The organism is Nitrincola lacisaponensis, assembly GCF_000691225.1.
Lineage (GTDB): Bacteria > Pseudomonadota > Gammaproteobacteria > Pseudomonadales > Balneatricaceae > Nitrincola > Nitrincola lacisaponensis.
Genome location: NZ_JMSZ01000016.1, coordinates 763,397 through 778,427, shown reverse-complemented (window position 1 = coordinate 778,427; position 15,031 = coordinate 763,397). Strand labels below are relative to the sequence as shown.

At 52.6% G+C, this 15,031-nt stretch carries 20 protein-coding genes; 10 read left to right on the top strand and 10 right to left on the bottom strand.

Annotation, left to right across the window (positions count from 1 at the left end; all coding sequences use genetic code 11):
• The first annotated feature begins 5 nt into the window (after positions 1 to 5).
• Positions 6 to 542: a Z-ring associated ZapG family protein gene (locus ADINL_RS06940; protein ID WP_036545217.1), complete on the top strand. Its 537-nt coding sequence runs from the start codon at positions 6 to 8 to the stop codon at positions 540 to 542.
• Between the two features lie 18 nt (positions 543 to 560).
• Here ADINL_RS06940 and ADINL_RS06935 read toward each other — a convergent pair whose 3' ends face one another.
• Complete coding sequence (locus tag ADINL_RS06935; RefSeq protein ID WP_036545215.1) at positions 561 to 1,331, bottom strand: Nif3-like dinuclear metal center hexameric protein; 771 nt, start codon at positions 1,329 to 1,331, stop codon at positions 561 to 563.
• Between the two features lie 65 nt (positions 1,332 to 1,396).
• On the opposite strand from ADINL_RS06935, the gene ADINL_RS06930 reads away from it, so the two are divergent.
• Positions 1,397 to 2,551 carry a trypsin-like peptidase domain-containing protein gene (locus ADINL_RS06930; protein WP_036545213.1) on the top strand — a complete coding sequence of 385 codons (1,155 nt, stop codon included), beginning with the start codon at positions 1,397 to 1,399 and terminating at the stop codon, positions 2,549 to 2,551.
• A 29-nt stretch (positions 2,552 to 2,580) separates the two neighbouring features.
• Here the strand turns inward: ADINL_RS06930 and hisD are convergent, their stop codons facing one another.
• The 9 genes from hisD to ADINL_RS06885 all read right to left on the bottom strand — a co-directional run bounded on the left by hisD (position 2,581) and on the right by ADINL_RS06885 (position 9,174).
• The gene (hisD, locus tag ADINL_RS06925) at positions 2,581 to 3,888 is read right to left on the bottom strand and encodes a histidinol dehydrogenase (RefSeq protein ID WP_036545210.1); all 1,308 of its coding nucleotides are present in this window, start codon (positions 3,886 to 3,888) and stop codon (positions 2,581 to 2,583) included.
• A 1-nt stretch (position 3,889) separates the two neighbouring features.
• Positions 3,890 to 4,534 carry an ATP phosphoribosyltransferase gene (hisG, locus tag ADINL_RS06920; protein WP_036545208.1) on the bottom strand — a complete coding sequence of 215 codons (645 nt, stop codon included), beginning with the start codon at positions 4,532 to 4,534 and terminating at the stop codon, positions 3,890 to 3,892.
• Positions 4,531 to 5,808, bottom strand: coding sequence for a UDP-N-acetylglucosamine 1-carboxyvinyltransferase (murA, locus tag ADINL_RS06915; RefSeq protein ID WP_036545206.1), 1,278 nt, complete (start codon positions 5,806 to 5,808; stop codon positions 4,531 to 4,533). The genes hisG and murA overlap by 4 nt, the downstream gene beginning before the upstream one ends.
• Positions 5,809 to 5,833: 25 nt before the next feature.
• Complete coding sequence (locus ADINL_RS06910) at positions 5,834 to 6,073, bottom strand: BolA family protein (protein WP_036545204.1); 240 nt, start codon at positions 6,071 to 6,073, stop codon at positions 5,834 to 5,836.
• A gap of 74 nt (positions 6,074 to 6,147) precedes the next feature.
• Positions 6,148 to 6,435 carry an STAS domain-containing protein gene (locus ADINL_RS06905; RefSeq protein ID WP_036545202.1) on the bottom strand — a complete coding sequence of 96 codons (288 nt, stop codon included), beginning with the start codon at positions 6,433 to 6,435 and terminating at the stop codon, positions 6,148 to 6,150.
• Positions 6,422 to 7,075: an MlaC/ttg2D family ABC transporter substrate-binding protein gene (locus ADINL_RS06900; protein ID WP_051632616.1), complete on the bottom strand. Its 654-nt coding sequence runs from the start codon at positions 7,073 to 7,075 to the stop codon at positions 6,422 to 6,424. The genes ADINL_RS06905 and ADINL_RS06900 overlap by 14 nt, the downstream gene beginning before the upstream one ends.
• Positions 7,076 to 7,080: 5 nt before the next feature.
• Entirely contained in the window at positions 7,081 to 7,539 is a 459-nt protein-coding gene (gene mlaD, locus ADINL_RS06895; RefSeq protein WP_036545200.1) for an outer membrane lipid asymmetry maintenance protein MlaD, read from the bottom strand.
• Position 7,540: 1 nt separating this feature from the next.
• On the bottom strand, positions 7,541 to 8,323 hold the full coding sequence (gene mlaE / locus ADINL_RS06890) for a lipid asymmetry maintenance ABC transporter permease subunit MlaE (protein ID WP_036545198.1): 783 nt from the start codon (positions 8,321 to 8,323) through the stop codon (positions 7,541 to 7,543).
• Positions 8,323 to 9,174 carry an ATP-binding cassette domain-containing protein gene (locus tag ADINL_RS06885; protein WP_051632615.1) on the bottom strand — a complete coding sequence of 284 codons (852 nt, stop codon included), beginning with the start codon at positions 9,172 to 9,174 and terminating at the stop codon, positions 8,323 to 8,325. The genes mlaE and ADINL_RS06885 overlap by 1 nt, the downstream gene beginning before the upstream one ends.
• Before the next feature lie 188 nt (positions 9,175 to 9,362).
• On the opposite strand from ADINL_RS06885, the gene ADINL_RS06880 reads away from it, so the two are divergent.
• The 8 genes from ADINL_RS06880 to ptsN are packed head-to-tail and all read left to right on the top strand — an operon-like array spanning position 9,363 to position 15,031.
• Entirely contained in the window at positions 9,363 to 10,334 is a 972-nt protein-coding gene (locus tag ADINL_RS06880) for a KpsF/GutQ family sugar-phosphate isomerase (protein ID WP_036545629.1), read from the top strand.
• A gap of 1 nt (position 10,335) precedes the next feature.
• Entirely contained in the window at positions 10,336 to 10,875 is a 540-nt protein-coding gene (locus ADINL_RS06875) for a KdsC family phosphatase (RefSeq protein WP_036545194.1), read from the top strand.
• Positions 10,875 to 11,438, top strand: a complete 564-nt coding sequence (lptC, locus tag ADINL_RS15930) for an LPS export ABC transporter periplasmic protein LptC (protein ID WP_051632614.1) — start codon at positions 10,875 to 10,877, stop codon at positions 11,436 to 11,438. Before ADINL_RS06875 ends, lptC begins: the two co-directional genes overlap by 1 nt.
• On the top strand, positions 11,425 to 11,934 hold the full coding sequence (gene lptA / locus ADINL_RS06865; RefSeq protein WP_051632613.1) for a lipopolysaccharide transport periplasmic protein LptA: 510 nt from the start codon (positions 11,425 to 11,427) through the stop codon (positions 11,932 to 11,934). Before lptC ends, lptA begins: the two co-directional genes overlap by 14 nt.
• 1 nt (position 11,935) lies before the next feature.
• Positions 11,936 to 12,664 (top strand): LPS export ABC transporter ATP-binding protein, encoded by a 729-nt coding sequence (gene lptB / locus ADINL_RS06860; RefSeq protein ID WP_036545191.1) that lies wholly within the window; start codon positions 11,936 to 11,938, stop codon positions 12,662 to 12,664.
• A 40-nt stretch (positions 12,665 to 12,704) separates the two neighbouring features.
• Positions 12,705 to 14,207: an RNA polymerase factor sigma-54 gene (locus ADINL_RS06855; protein ID WP_036545188.1), complete on the top strand. Its 1,503-nt coding sequence runs from the start codon at positions 12,705 to 12,707 to the stop codon at positions 14,205 to 14,207.
• A 48-nt stretch (positions 14,208 to 14,255) separates the two neighbouring features.
• On the top strand, positions 14,256 to 14,546 hold the full coding sequence (gene hpf, locus ADINL_RS06850; RefSeq protein ID WP_036545185.1) for a ribosome hibernation promoting factor: 291 nt from the start codon (positions 14,256 to 14,258) through the stop codon (positions 14,544 to 14,546).
• A gap of 20 nt (positions 14,547 to 14,566) precedes the next feature.
• Positions 14,567 to 15,031, top strand: a complete 465-nt coding sequence (ptsN, locus tag ADINL_RS06845; protein WP_036545181.1) for a PTS IIA-like nitrogen regulatory protein PtsN — start codon at positions 14,567 to 14,569, stop codon at positions 15,029 to 15,031.

Below are 15,031 nucleotides of genomic sequence, written 5' to 3'. Positions count from 1 at the left end.
TTCAAGTGGAACAGGAAACGATCTGGATTATTGCAGTAGTCGCACTGGCAGTCGGTGTACTGATCGGTTATCTGATGGGTAAATCCGGTGGTAATGAAACACGTCGCCGCATACTCGAAGATGAACTGAAGGGTTCACGAGCAGAAATGGACCGTTACAAACAGGAAGTGACCAGCCACTTTGAACAAACAGCGAACCTGGTTAACGAACTGACCGAGCAATACCGCAAAGTGCACCAGCACCTGGCAACCGGCGCTCAAAATCTGTGCCCGGACCAGACACCCGGTCGCGCCTTGCAGTCGTCCTTGCAACCCAAACTGGAAGCGACACAAAACAGCGCGACGCAACCTGTGAAGGCCAAGGAAGAAGCCGAGCCAACACCGGAAGCACCGAAAGACTGGGCACCGAAAAAGCCGGATGATGAAGGCACCCTGTCAGATCGCTACGGCTTGAAAAAGTCCACTGATAGCGACCTGAATAAGCCACCACAACCGGACCCGGGCCTGAATGACGACGAAACCGAGAAACCCGGCCAGAAATAACGTCCTCTGCCAATCCGGTCAAACCGGATTGGCAATCTCTGCAAAACGGTGCTCCAGTCCAAAGTGGCGCGCCAGATGCTCACCCAAAGCCTGCACACCATAACGCTCAGTCGCATGATGCCCCGCACCGATATAGTGAATACCCGCCTCGCGCGCAATATGTACGACAGGCTCAGAGATTTCACCACTGATATAGGTATCCGCGCCCATGGCCAATGCCGTTTCAATATAACGCTCTGCTGCCCCTGTACACCAGGCGACCTTGCTGACCTTATGCGAGCCACCCGCAATGACCTGAGGCTCACGATCCAGTAACTGCTGAATGCGCTGGCTGAATGCCTTCAATGAACAGGGCTCAGACAGGCGTCCAATATTTCCAAGCCCCTGAGGGTTTCCTGGCTCCATACTGTCTTCAGTTTCCAGGCCCAGACGCATACCCAGGCGGGCATTATTCCCCAGAACCGGGTGAGCATCGAGCGGCAAGTGATACGCCAGCAGGCTGATATCATTGAGTAGCAGGGTACGGATTCGCCGATATTTGATACCGGTCAGCACCGGCGACTCCCCTTTCCAGAAATAGCCATGATGTACCAAAACCAGATCAGCCCCCCAGGCTACCGCTTCATCCAGCAACGCCTGACATGCCGTCACACCGGTCATGATTTTCTGTACCTGTGGTCGCCCCTGTACCTGCAGGCCGTTTGGACAATAATCCCGAAAAGCCGCTGAATTCAGCGTTTGATCACAGTATTCCACCAGCGCCTTTAACTCGACACTATTATAGTTCATGGCACAATTCCCAATTTTCATCACAGATACGTATAATAGCGCATCACTCTAAACGAAACGGATGTATGGGTAAATTTAAACTCCTGTCCTGGCCGGTCACCACCGGTATTCTGGCAGCCTTACTGATAATTCAGTTTTTCTTCGATCCCTCGGCGATGCAACGCATCACTACTGTCGAAATACTGGAAACCCAGACTCAACCTGCTCAACAGGAACGGGCGGTACCTATGCGCCTGTCGTATGCTGATGCCGTGGATCGGGCATCACCCGCCGTCGTCAATATCTATACGCAAACCGTCGTGCGCCAGCCGGCTAATCCCTTGTTGAGTGATCCGCTGTTCCAACAGTTCTTTAATATTGACCGGCTGCCGCAACAAGAGCGCATACAGTCAAGTCTGGGTTCAGGTGTCATTCTCAGCCCGCAAGGCTATGTCGTGACCAATAATCACGTTATCAGCGGCGCAGACAGCATTGTTGTATCACTTCAGGATGGCCGCGAGGCTCTAGCCGAGGTGATTGGTAGTGACCCGGAAACAGACCTGGCACTGCTCAAGATTGGTTTGCCAAACCTGCCCAGTATCATTCTGAACACCAGTGATGTGCTACGGGTCGGAGATGTGGTACTGGCTATCGGCAACCCCTTCGGCGTAGGCCAGACAGTCACCCAGGGGATCGTCAGTGCGACGGGGCGCAACAGCATCGGCCTCACCACCTATGAAAATTTCATTCAAACCGATGCAGCCATCAATCCGGGTAACTCCGGAGGTGCACTGATTGATCCGAATGGACATCTTGTCGGCATCAACACTGCCATTTTTTCCCAGTCAGGTGGTTCACACGGTATCGGCTTTGCCATTCCGGCCATCACTGCCCGTCAGGTGATGCAGGATCTGATAGAACACGGACGCGTTATTCGTGGCTGGCTGGGCATCGAGGTTCAGGAGCTGACGCCTCAACTGGCCGAGTCATTTAATCTCGAATCCAGCCATGGCGTGATTGTTTCAGGGATTGTCCGTAACGGACCGGCACATAGAGCAGGTCTGGAGCCCGGCGACATTCTACTGGCAATCAATTCAGAAACGATTACCACCGGACGCGATCTGATGCGACGGATTGCCCGCACCAAGCCGGGTGAAACCGTGCGTTTTGAGGTGTTACGTAATGATCGCAAGCTGTCCCTGCTTGCCGAGATGTCAGAGCGGGCCCAGCCTGCTCGCTGAATACAGCGGCAGGCCGGACCTTCCTCCGATCAGTCAGGCAGGATACGGTACTCAGCAGAACGTGCATGCGCAGTCAGGCTTTCACCCCGAGCCAGCACAGAAGCGACTTTGCCCATCTCCGAAGCCCCTTCAGCCGAGAACATGATCAGCGAAGAACGCTTCTGGAAGTCGTACACACCCAGCGGTGATGAAAAGCGTGCTGTACCTGAGGTTGGCAATACATGATTTGGCCCTGCACAATAGTCACCCAAGGACTCTGCCGTATAGCGCCCCATGAATATCGCACCTGCATGACGAATGCTCGGCAACAAGGCTTCGGGATCAGCCACAGACAGCTCCAGATGTTCGGGTGCAATGCGGTTACTCAAGGCAGCTGCCGCCTGAAGATCGGCAACTTCGATGAGAATGGCACGATTCTTCAGTGAAGTACGAATAATCGTCTCACGCTCCATGGTCGGCAGCAGCTTTTCAATGCTGGCCTGTACCTGATCAATGTAGTCTGCATCGGGGCAGATCAGAATAGACTGCGCATCTTCATCATGCTCAGCCTGAGAGAACAGATCCATGGCAATCCAGTCAGGATCCGTCTGACCATCGCAGATAATCAGTATCTCGGATGGTCCGGCAATCATATCGATGCCGACCGCACCAAATACCGCGCGCTTGGCCGTGGCCACAAAAATATTACCCGGACCGACAATCTTATCGACTCGCGGAACCGTTTCAGTGCCATAGGCCAAAGCGGCAACGGCCTGAGCACCACCCAGTGTAAAGACACGATCAACACCGGCCAATGCGGCAGCGGCCAATACCAGTTCATTGACCACACCATCCGGTGTGGGAACAACCATGATAATCTCTTGTACACCCGCTACCTTTGCCGGAATCGCATTCATCAGTACAGACGACGGATAAGCGGCCTTGCCACCGGGCACATAGATACCCACGCGATCCATGGGAGTGACCTGCTGGCCCAATACAGTGCCATCCGCTTCGGTATAACGCCAGGATTCACTTTTCTGCCGTTCATGATAGGCAGCAATACGTGTTGCAGCCGTTTCCAGCGCCAGACGCTGATCAGCGGGCAGGTTTTCCAGTGCAGCCAACAGGCGCGACTGGCCCATTTCCAGCTCAGTCATATGGCTCGCGCGCATACGATCAAAGCGGTTGGTGTATTCCACCAGCGCTGCATCACCCTCGGCACGCACTCTGGCGATAACTTCATCAACTATCTGATTGACCTGTTTATCGGAAACACTTTCCCAGGCCAACAAAGCATCCAGCCGGGCATCAAAATCTGCCTGCCCCGCCACCAGGCGGGTGATTTCAATAGACATATCAAACCTCTCGTTTAGCGATGACAGCCGCCTGCATCTGTTCAAGGATCGGCTGAATCAGCTCATACTTCATTTTCATCGAGGGCTGGCCAACCACCAGCCGTGAACTGATATCGGCAATATGCTCCAGAGGCTCCAATCCATTAGCCCGCAGGGTATTCCCTGTATCGACAATATCCACGATACGATCAGCTAATCCCATAATCGGTGCCAACTCCATCGCACCATACAGCTTGATGATATCAACCTGGGCGCCAAGACGGGCATAATACTCACGGGTAATATTCACAAACTTGCTGGCAACACGCAGACGCCCATCAACCGGAGCAGCACCTTTCAAGCCTGCCACCATCAGTCGACAGCGAGATATTTCCAGGTCGAGCGGTTCATACAAGCCCTGCCCCCCATGCTCCATCAGTACATCCTTGCCTGCCACACCCATGTCCGCACCACCATATTCCACATAGGTTGGTACGTCGGTAGCACGAATCACCAGCAGTTTGATATTGTCATGGTTGGTATCAAAAATAAGCTTACGGCTACTGAAAATGTCCTCGGCAGGCAGGATATCAGCGGCCGCCAGCAGCGGCAGCGTTTCCGTCAGGATACGCCCTTTCGACAAGGCAATTGTCAATTGCTGTGTCATGCACGGGCCTCCTTGCCTGTTACCCTGCGAATCGTGGCACCCAGCGCCTGGAATTTCTCTTCAATACATTCATAACCACGATCTATGTGGTAAATACGATCAATCAGGGTTTCACCATCTGCTACCAGCGCAGCAATCACCAGACTGGCCGATGCACGCAAGTCAGTCGCCATCACCGGCGCACCCTTCAGTCGGGCAACCCCTTCAACCACAGCCGTGTTGCCATCAATGGTAATATCAGCTCCCATTCGACGCATTTCCTGCATGTGCATGAAACGGTTTTCAAAAATGGTTTCCTTGATAATACCAACACCTATCGCCACGGCATTCATCGCCGCAAACTGCGCCTGCATATCGGTGGGAAAGGCGGGATAAGGTGCCGTTGTCAGATCAACCGCCTTGGGTCGACGCCCCTGCATGTCCAGCTCTATCCAGTCCTCACCAGTGGTGATATCGGCACCTGCTTCGCGCAGCTTTTTCAATACGGAATCAAGTGTATCGGGTCGGGTATTGCGGGTTCTGACCCGTCCACCTGTAGCTGCCGCAGCAACCAGAAACGTACCTGTCTCAATACGGTCCGCCATCACTGGATAACGACAGCCATGTAACCGCTCTACTCCCCGAACCGTAATCATATCGGTACCGGCTCCACGAATATCGGCTCCCATGGCGTTCAGGCAGTTAGCCAAATCCACCACTTCAGGCTCACGCGCCGCATTCTCAATCAGGGTTTCCCCCTCAGCCAGGGCTGCAGCCATCATGATGTTTTCAGTACCCGTCACGGTGACGGTATCAAAAAACACCGTTCCCCCTTTCAGGCGCCCATCACAGGTTGCACGGATATAACCCTGATCCACTTCGATCGTCGCACCCATCGCCTCTAACCCTTTGAGGTGCAGATCCACGGGCCGACTGCCAATTGCACAACCGCCTGGCAGCGACACTTCTGCCTTGCCAAAGCGTGCCAGCAGTGGCCCCAATACCAGAATAGACGCTCTCATGGTCTTGACCAGATCATAAGGTGCCACCACCGAATTGATCTGTGTAGCGTCGATCTCGACACAGAGGGACTCATGCAATGTCAGCTCAACCCCCAGGCGGCGCATCAGCTCCAGCATGGTGGTAATATCATGCAAATGCGGCAAATTGGAGATGGTCACTGGCTCAGAAGCCAGCAGCGTTGAGGCCAGTATTGGCAGGGCTGCATTCTTGGCGCCGGAAATCCACACGTCACCATTCAGGCAAGCGCCACCTTGTATCAGTAATTTATCCATTCATCTGTCCATCAGGAGGGGGCTATCAGTTCAGGGCGGCCCATTGTTCCGGGGTGTAGGTTTTCAAAGTCACAGCATGAATCGCACCACTGGCAATATGCTCATTCAGACAGGCATATACCAGCTGCTGTTTTTTCACCGGCATCAGACCTGCAAACGCATCGCTGATCACAGTAATTTCAAAGTTGCAGCCCTCTCCAGCTGTAATGACCTGGCTGCCTTCGAGCTGTTTCTCGATCACCTGTTTGACTTCTTCAGCTTGCATACGTTCTCCGGAAAACATGACTATTTACAGAAACAAGCCTGCCGGATGTTCTCAGGCAGGCTCGTGCAGGAAATTCAGTGCAGTTGTTCGTCTACGCCGACCAACTGTGCAATGGAACGCAGATCATCGGGCGGGTTAATGATTTCGAGCGTTAACCCCCGCTTCTGTGCGTAGCGCAGGCAACACAACCACAAAGACAGGGCTGAGCTATCCACTCGATCCACTGCTGCGAAATTCAATCGACAGATACCCTGGAGTGACTGAAGCTGCTTCAACAAAGCATCGCGCTTCGCGACTACGGTTGAGAACAGCAGATCGCCTTCAACTGCAATTTCAGTCACAGGGGCCTCAGCCTTCGACATCTTCAACTACCTCAGCAATCGTGCTGGCAACGCGCTCTTCCCAGTTATCAATAACGGCTGAAACACTGCGCGAACGCTGATACATATCGGCAAACTGGTTCTGGAACGTCAGACGCAGGTTAATCCCTTCTACCGCAACGTTCACCAACATCCAGTTTCCATCGATATTGCGCATGTAATACAAAATATTATAGGTTTTACCTGCCGTTGAGGTCAGCTGAACATTCACAACCTGCATATCCGGCTGAGGGCTAGGAGCCCGTGGAGGAGTAATGTTGTATTCGCGCACAGCAAATTCACTCACGGCGAGAGAATAAGTGCGAATCAAGGTGGTTTTCAGCACATCAGCAAAGCGTTGCAGCTCTTCTTCTGTTGCAGAGCGGGCAAAGCGTCCCATAACACCACGACCAAAACCATAAAAATCGATGACCGGAGACACCAGCGATTCCACCTCAGCTTGCAGCCTTGCACGGTTCTCATCCTGAAGCAAAGAGCGATCTTCCATCAGCTCAATCACTTTTTCCGTGGTTTCCTCCACAACTTTTCGGGCTGCTTCCCATTCAGGCTCAACGGCCAAGGCTTTCAATGACATCAGCATTGAAAGCAGGAACACCCAACCGGCTGTATGCAACTTCTTCATCGTATTTACTCACTAACCTGATTCATAAGGAATTTACCCACCAGATCCTCTAGAACAAGCGCTGACTGGGTATTAAAAATAAAATCGCCGTCCGAGAGTACGTCCATATCACCGCCCGGGATGATACCAATATACTGCTGCCCCAACAGCCCGGATGTCAAAATCATCGCTGAGCTGTCAGTGCTGATAAAATCGACATCGGCAAAAATTTCCATTTCGACTTCAGCCATCAGCATTTGTGGATCCAGGCGAATACTGCGGACTTCTCCAATCTGTACACCTGACATGGACACTTTGGCACGGGGAGTTAATCCACCAATATTCTCGAAACTGGCATAGAGTTTATAACCACCCGATTTAGGCGTCAGGTTTAAGCCACTGACATTCAATGCCAGAACGATCAACGCCGCAAATCCCAACAACATGAACAAACCGACGCTGATTTCAACGGTACGGATACGCATTTTACAAGTCTCCAAACATCAAAGCGGTAAGCACAAAGTCAAGTCCCAGCACAGCCAAAGACGCATACACAACGGTGCGCGTGGTGGCCTGACTGATCCCTTCGGAAGTGGGAATACAATCATATCCCTGATACACGGCTATCCAGGTGACAACAAACCCGAATACGACTGCCTTGATCAGTCCATTCATGACGTCACCCTGAAAGTCCACAGCCTGCTGCATATTGGCCCAATAGGCGCCACTGTAGATGCCCAGCCAGTCAACAGCGACCAGTGCAGCACCCCAGATACCGACAACTGCAAAGATCATTGACAGTAGCGGCATACAGATAAATCCGGCATAGAGGCGTGGTGCAATAATGCGACGATAGGGGTCTACCCCGATCATCTCAAGACTTGCAAGCTGCTCAGTCGCTTTCATCAGTCCGATTTCAGCCGTCAAGGCAGAACCGGCCCGGCCTGCAAACAACAGTGCCGTCACAACTGGCGCTAACTCACGCAACAGGCTTAATGCCACCATCTGGCCCACGGCCTGCTCGGAACCATAGTCCACCAGAATGGTATAGCCTTGCAGGCCCAGCACCATGCCGATAAACGCACCCGAAACCACTATGATCACCAGCGACAGAACACCGATAAAATAAATCTGCCGCACCAGCAGTGGCAGCATCATCACCGGTGCAGGTCGCGCAACCACGGAATGAAATAAAATTTGCCCGGAACGCCCTACTGCCGCACATTTGGACAGTGTTTTATGGCCCAGTCGCTGTATACGGTCCAGCATCACCTGAAAACCCCTCCTGCCATCAATTGTTCGTGCAGATCCGGTGCCGGATAATGAAACGGTACCGGTCCATCCGGCAGCCCTTCAACAAACTGCCGGACTTGTGCCGAATCCTGCTGTTTCAGTGCAGCAGGTGTTCCCTGTGCAATAATTTTTCCATCGGACAGGACATAGATGTAATCCGCAATCGACAGCGTTTCCTGAATATCATGCGACACAATAATTGAGGTATGCCCCAGCGCCTCATTCAGGCGTTTAATCAAGTTAACCAGCACGCCCATCGCTATCGGATCCTGCCCGGTAAAGGGTTCATCATACATGACAATATCCGGGTCCAGGGAAATGGCGCGAGCCAGAGCTACACGTCGGGCCATACCACCTGACAGTTCGCTGGGCATCAGAGATACCGCACCACGCAAGCCCACAGCCTGCAGTTTCATCAACACGATGTCGCGAATCATCTCTTCAGGCAGCTCAGTATGCACCCGTATCGGAAACGCCACATTGTCAAATACATTCATATCCGTAAACAGCGCACCGCTCTGAAACAGCATGCCCATGCGTTCACGCACGATAAACAGATCACGACGACTCAGCGTGGGGATATTCTGCCCTTCCAGTAAAATCTGGCCTGAGTCCGGCAGCAACTGCCCACCTATCAATTTCAGCAGAGTGGTTTTACCTGTGCCCGATGGACCCATGATCGCCGTCACTTTGCCACGCGGTATTTTCAGACTGACATCATCAAAAATCAGTCGCGACCCACGCGAAAAAGTCATATTGCGTATTTCAACGATAATATCGTCCAAAGGCAGTGTTTCACCCTCGACAACCGTTTTCTCGAGACCCATCCCTTTACCCTGTAACAACAGACAAGACCGGCAAATATACCATTACCGCCACAGACTTTAAACGTACTCAGATACGGATAAGATCATCCGGCTGCAAAAGGAGATACGATCTCGGCAGATTCTGCGCTAAACTTAGCTGATTAATGAACGAATTTTTTATTCTCTACAGCTGGTTGATCCCAATTCGCATGAGCACTTTTAACTTCCTTGCCGCAGGTTTACGTACCATTGAAATTGAACAAGCGACCCTGAGCGCCTTACTGAACCAGTTGAATAGCAGCTTCAGTGAAGCCTGCCAACTGCTGCTCAGCTGCGAGGGTCGTGTCATTGTCACTGGCATGGGGAAGTCTGGCCATATCGGCAACAAGATTGCCGCTACCCTGGCCAGCACCGGAACACCCGCATTTTTTGTCCATCCAGGCGAAGCCAGCCACGGTGATCTGGGCATGTTTACTGGCAAAGATGTGGTACTGGCGTTGTCCAACTCAGGTGAAACCGCTGAAGTCATTACCATTCTGCCTCTGATCAAACGCATGGGTGCTCCGCTGATCAGCATGACGTCCAACCCGGAGTCGACCCTGTCACGCTTTGCCGATATCAACCTGCATCTGCCTGTAGAGCGCGAGGCGTGCCCACATAATCTGGCTCCAACATCCAGCACTACCGCTCAACTGGTCATGGGGGACGCGCTGGCGATTGCACTGCTGGAAGCCCGCGGCTTCAGCCCGGAGGACTTTGCGTTTTCCCACCCAGGTGGCAGCCTCGGGCGCCAGTTGCTGTTACGCGTCGATGATATCATGCACTCAGGCGAGGATATTCCACAGGTATCGCTGCATACGCCCATCCATGAGGCACTGCTGGAAGTCACTCAAAAGCGCCTGGGCATGACTGCCGTCACCAATGATCAGGGAGAGCTACTGGGGATCTTTACTGATGGCGACCTGCGACGCACCCTGGATCTGTCGATTGACCTGAAAAACACGCCGATAGCCGAGGTTATGACCCCCGGTGGCACGACCCTAAAAACCGGTTCATTGGCAGCAGAAGCACTGAAGATCATGCAGGAGCGCAAGATCAATGCACTGCTGATTACAGACGCAGACGGTAAACTTGCCGGCGCGCTGAACATGCATGACTTATTGAAAGCAGGAGTCATCTGACATGACCGAACACGCCCTATCCGACGCACTCAAACAACGCTTGCACGCCATACGCCTGGCCGTGTTTGATGTTGACGGCGTACTCACCACTGGCGCCTTGAATTTTTTACCTGACGGGCAGGAAGTTAAAACCTTTCATACCCTCGATGGACTGGGCATTAAACTGTTGCATCAGGCGGGTATTCGCACAGCCATTATTACCGGACGCAGCTCATCGCAGGTCAGCATGCGGGCCAAGGCGCTGGGTATTCACTGGTGCATTCAGGGGCGTGAAGACAAACTGGTTGCACTGGAAGAAATCTGGCAGGAAAGTGGTGAAAGCGCCGCCACAACCGCTTATATCGGTGACGACTTACCCGACCTGTCAGCCATCACCACGGTCGCTTTTGGTGTCACAGTACCCAATGGCCACCCGCTGGTCTGCAAAGAAGCTGACTGGTGTACCACACGGCGCGGGGGTGAAGGCGCTGCACGTGAATTTTGTGAGTTGCTGCTGGCCTCGCAAGGCAAGCTGAATGATCTGATAGGAGCGTTCCGCTAATGTTCAGCTCGACCCGGGTGCGGCTGCTGACAGGCGTTACACTGCTGGCAGTGACGTTACTCTACTGGGGCTTTTTTGGCAGCCCGACTGACACTCTCAGTGGCGACCCGGATGATCCGGATCGGGTGGACTTTTTCATCCAGGATGCGTTTATTACCCGCTTTAATGAACAGGGCGAACTGGCGTACCTGCTGGTTTCACCACGCCTGCAACATTATCCGGCAACTGAGATGACTCGACTGGAATCACCACTGGTTACGCTACCGGGTGATACAGGTGATACGCAGATTTCATCCGACTATGGCACTATACCTGACGATGAAAGCCAGATTGAACTTGCAGGAAACGTCAGGGTTATTGATAATTCGGCTTCTGAAACACCCTGGGTACTGACGACATCAGTTCTGACGTTATTGCCACCGGAACACTACGCCGAAACCCATGCACCGGTTCAGATCCAACAGGGCGTGAACCGCACCGATGCCATTGGCATGCACGCATGGCTTAAAGAACATCGCGTCGACCTGCTGTCTGAGGTAAGAGGTTATTATGTTACACGTTAAAATACGCCTGATCAGTCTGGCCTCCCTGCTGCTGTTTAGCATGCACACATTTGCCTTGCCGGATGACCAGGATCAGCCGATCTATGTCAGTGCCGACCAGGCGTCCCTGAATGAGCGTACCGGCGTTGCCGTCTATACCGGTGCCGTCGAAATACGTCAGGGCAGCATGATCCTGCAAGGCTCTCGTGTCGAGATGCACCGTGATGGTCAAGGGAGCATCTCGCGCATCATCACCACAGGCTCACCGGCAGAGTTTCAGCAGCAGGCCAGCCCAAACCAGCCGGTCACCAAGGCCTATGGTTTACGCATGGACTACCAGGTACCCACGCAAACAGTCACCATCACTGAAAATGCCCGCGTGGTACAGGATGCTGACGAATTTACCGGCGAACGCATCGTATATGATATGGATAATTCCATAGTCGATGCTTTCCGCAGCGAAGCCCAGGGCGGTCAGCGTGTTCAAATGGTGATTCAACCTAAGGCTAACCCCTGATATGACAACGCGACTGGAAGCCTTGCACCTGGCTAAATCTTACAAGGGCCGCGATGTAGTACGTGATGTGTCACTGCATATCGAACAGGGTGAAATTGTCGGCCTGCTGGGCCCCAATGGTGCAGGTAAAACGACATGTTTTTACATGATCGTTGGCCTGGTTGCCGCAGACAAGGGTACTATTCGTCTGGCTCAACAGGACATCACTCGTCTGCCAATGCACAGCCGTGCCAAACAAGGCATTGGCTATCTGCCACAGGAAGCCTCGGTATTTCGCAAATTGAGCGTCAGCGACAACCTGATGGCCATTCTGGAAACACGGGCAGACCTGTCCAAGGCACAACGTCAGACCGCTTTAGAAGAACTGCTGCAGGAATTTCATATCACCCACCTGCGCAACAGCCCAGGCATGGCACTCTCTGGCGGTGAAAGGCGCCGCGTGGAAATCGCACGTGCATTGGCAACTGAACCACGCTTTATTTTGCTGGACGAACCCTTTGCCGGTGTTGATCCGATATCAGTGAATGATATCAAGCAAACCATTCGACACTTGCAAGCACGCAATATCGGTATTCTGATCACCGACCATAATGTCAGGGAAACACTGGACATTTGTGAGCGAGCCTATATTGTCAGTGAAGGCACAATCCTTGCAGATGGCAGCCCATCTGACATAATGGACAACGAGCAGGTCCGGAACGCCTATCTGGGTGATCAGTTCCGACTCTAAGTCACCATCCCTGCCTCTGAATAAGTGATCTGAACGGCATATGAAGCAAGCGTTACATCTAAAGATCGGCCAACATCTCACGATGACGCCACAACTGCAGCAAGCCATACGCCTGCTGCAACTATCTACTCTGGATCTGCAACAGGAGATCCAGCAGGCACTCGATAGCAATCCGTTACTGGAAATCAGTGATGATGATGCCGATCTTCCCGATGAACGTATGGCGGATACCTACGAGGTCAAGGAAGCTGCATCTCTTAGCAGCAATGAGACTGAAAGTAGCGATAGCTTTGCCGACGAACCGGCAGCTGATCAGGAATGGAACGAGTCCATACCGGACGACCTGCCGACCGACAGCCAGTGGGAAGATACCTTTCAGCATCAGAGCAGCGGTAGCGCTGGTGATAGTGACTGGCCTGATAATGAAAATGATACTCGCGAAGACACTCTGCAGGACCACCTGATCTGGCAGCTCAACCTGACACCGATGAGTGAACAGGATCGACTGGTTGCCGAGTCCATTATTGATGCCATTGATGCAGATGGTTATCTGCGTAGTGACTTGCCAGAGCTGCTGGAGCAGTTTCAGACACAGGAAGCCGAACTGTTTGCCGATGCCGATGAAGCCGAAATTCTGGCCGTACTGCATCGCATACAACAGTTTGATCCTCCGGGTGTCGCCGCACGGGATCTGAGCGAATGCCTCTGCATTCAGATTCAGCAACTGCCTGAAGAACTGGACTGGCGTCAGGAAGCTATCCGCCTGTGTCGCGAGTTTCTGCCACTGCTGGGCAGCCATGACTACAAAACGCTGATGCGTAAAATGCGCCTGTCAGAAACCGAACTGGATTGTGTCATTAACCTGATTCGTTCCCTGAATCCCAAACCCGGCGCAATGATCAGTTCAACCCAGTCTGAATATGTGATTCCTGATGTCATGGTGCGCAAGATTCAGGATGAGTGGGTTGTCTCTCTGAATCCGGATATAGCGCCAAAACTGCGCATTAATACACAATATGCCGACCTGATTCGCCGGGCTGATAGCAGTGCAGACAATACCTACCTGAAAAATCATCTGCAGGAAGCGCGCTGGTTTCTGAAGAGCCTGCTCAGTAGGAATGATACGCTGTTAAAAGTGGCCACCGAAATCGTCGAGCGCCAGCGTGACTTTCTGGAGATAGGTGATGAGGCCATGAAGCCCATGGTGCTGCATGATATTGCCGAAGCGGTATCCATGCACGAATCCACCATTTCCCGAGTCACCACACAAAAATATATTCACACCCCTCGTGGCATTTATGAGCTGAAATACTTCTTCTCAAGCCAGGTGAATACCGCAGATGGCGAAGGCGCATCATCAACAGCCATACGTGCACTGATCAAAAAACTGGTGTCTGCAGAAAATACTGCCAAGCCACTCAGTGACAACAAGATTGCCCAACTGCTGAAAGAGCAGGGAATCAATGTAGCCAGACGCACTGTAGCGAAATATCGTGAAGCTCTCGCGATTCCGCCTTCTAATGAGCGCAAGCGTCTGCTTTAATTAATATAGAGTACGACGTTCATCGTACCGGCACTAAGGAGATATACCATGCAGATCAATATCACAGGTCATCACGTAGAACTGACTGATTCCCTCAACGACTATGTTCGTAGCAAGTTCGAGCGTCTGGAGCGTCATTTCGACAATATTACCAATGTACAGGTGACCCTCAGTGTTGAGAAGCAACGCCAGAAAGCCGAAGCAGACCTGCATGTTGCTGGAGGTGAGATTTTCGCTCAGTCTGAGCATGAAGATATGTATGCAGCTATTGATGCCATGATCGACAAACTGGATCGTCAGGTCATTAAGCACAAGGAAAAAATGAAGTCTCATAAATAACCCTGGAAACAGACTTTCTCATGCCTATATCCGAGCTGCTGACACCATCCATGACACGCTGTCATCTGGATGCCGTCAGCAAAAAACGCGTTTTGGAACTGGCCAGTGAACTACTGGCCTCTGACAACGAATCACTGGAAGCAGAAGATGTTTTCAGCGCCTTGTTGAATCGTGAACGTCTCGGTAGCACGGGCATTGGCGACGGTGTGGCAATCCCCCACTGTCGCCTTGCTGGCTGTGACCGGGCACTGGCACTTCTGATTACCCTGAAAGAGCCGGTTGACTTCGATGCCATAGACAATCGTCCGGTCGACCTGCTGTGCTGCCTGCTGGTACCGGAGGATGCGGCTACCGCACATCTGCAAACCCTGGCCGGTCTGGCGGAGATGTTCAGTCAATCAGATATCCGTGAGTCACTGCGCCAATGCACTGACGACCAGGCTCTCTACCAGCGCTTTGTCGAACTTTCAGGCTCGCAAGGCTGA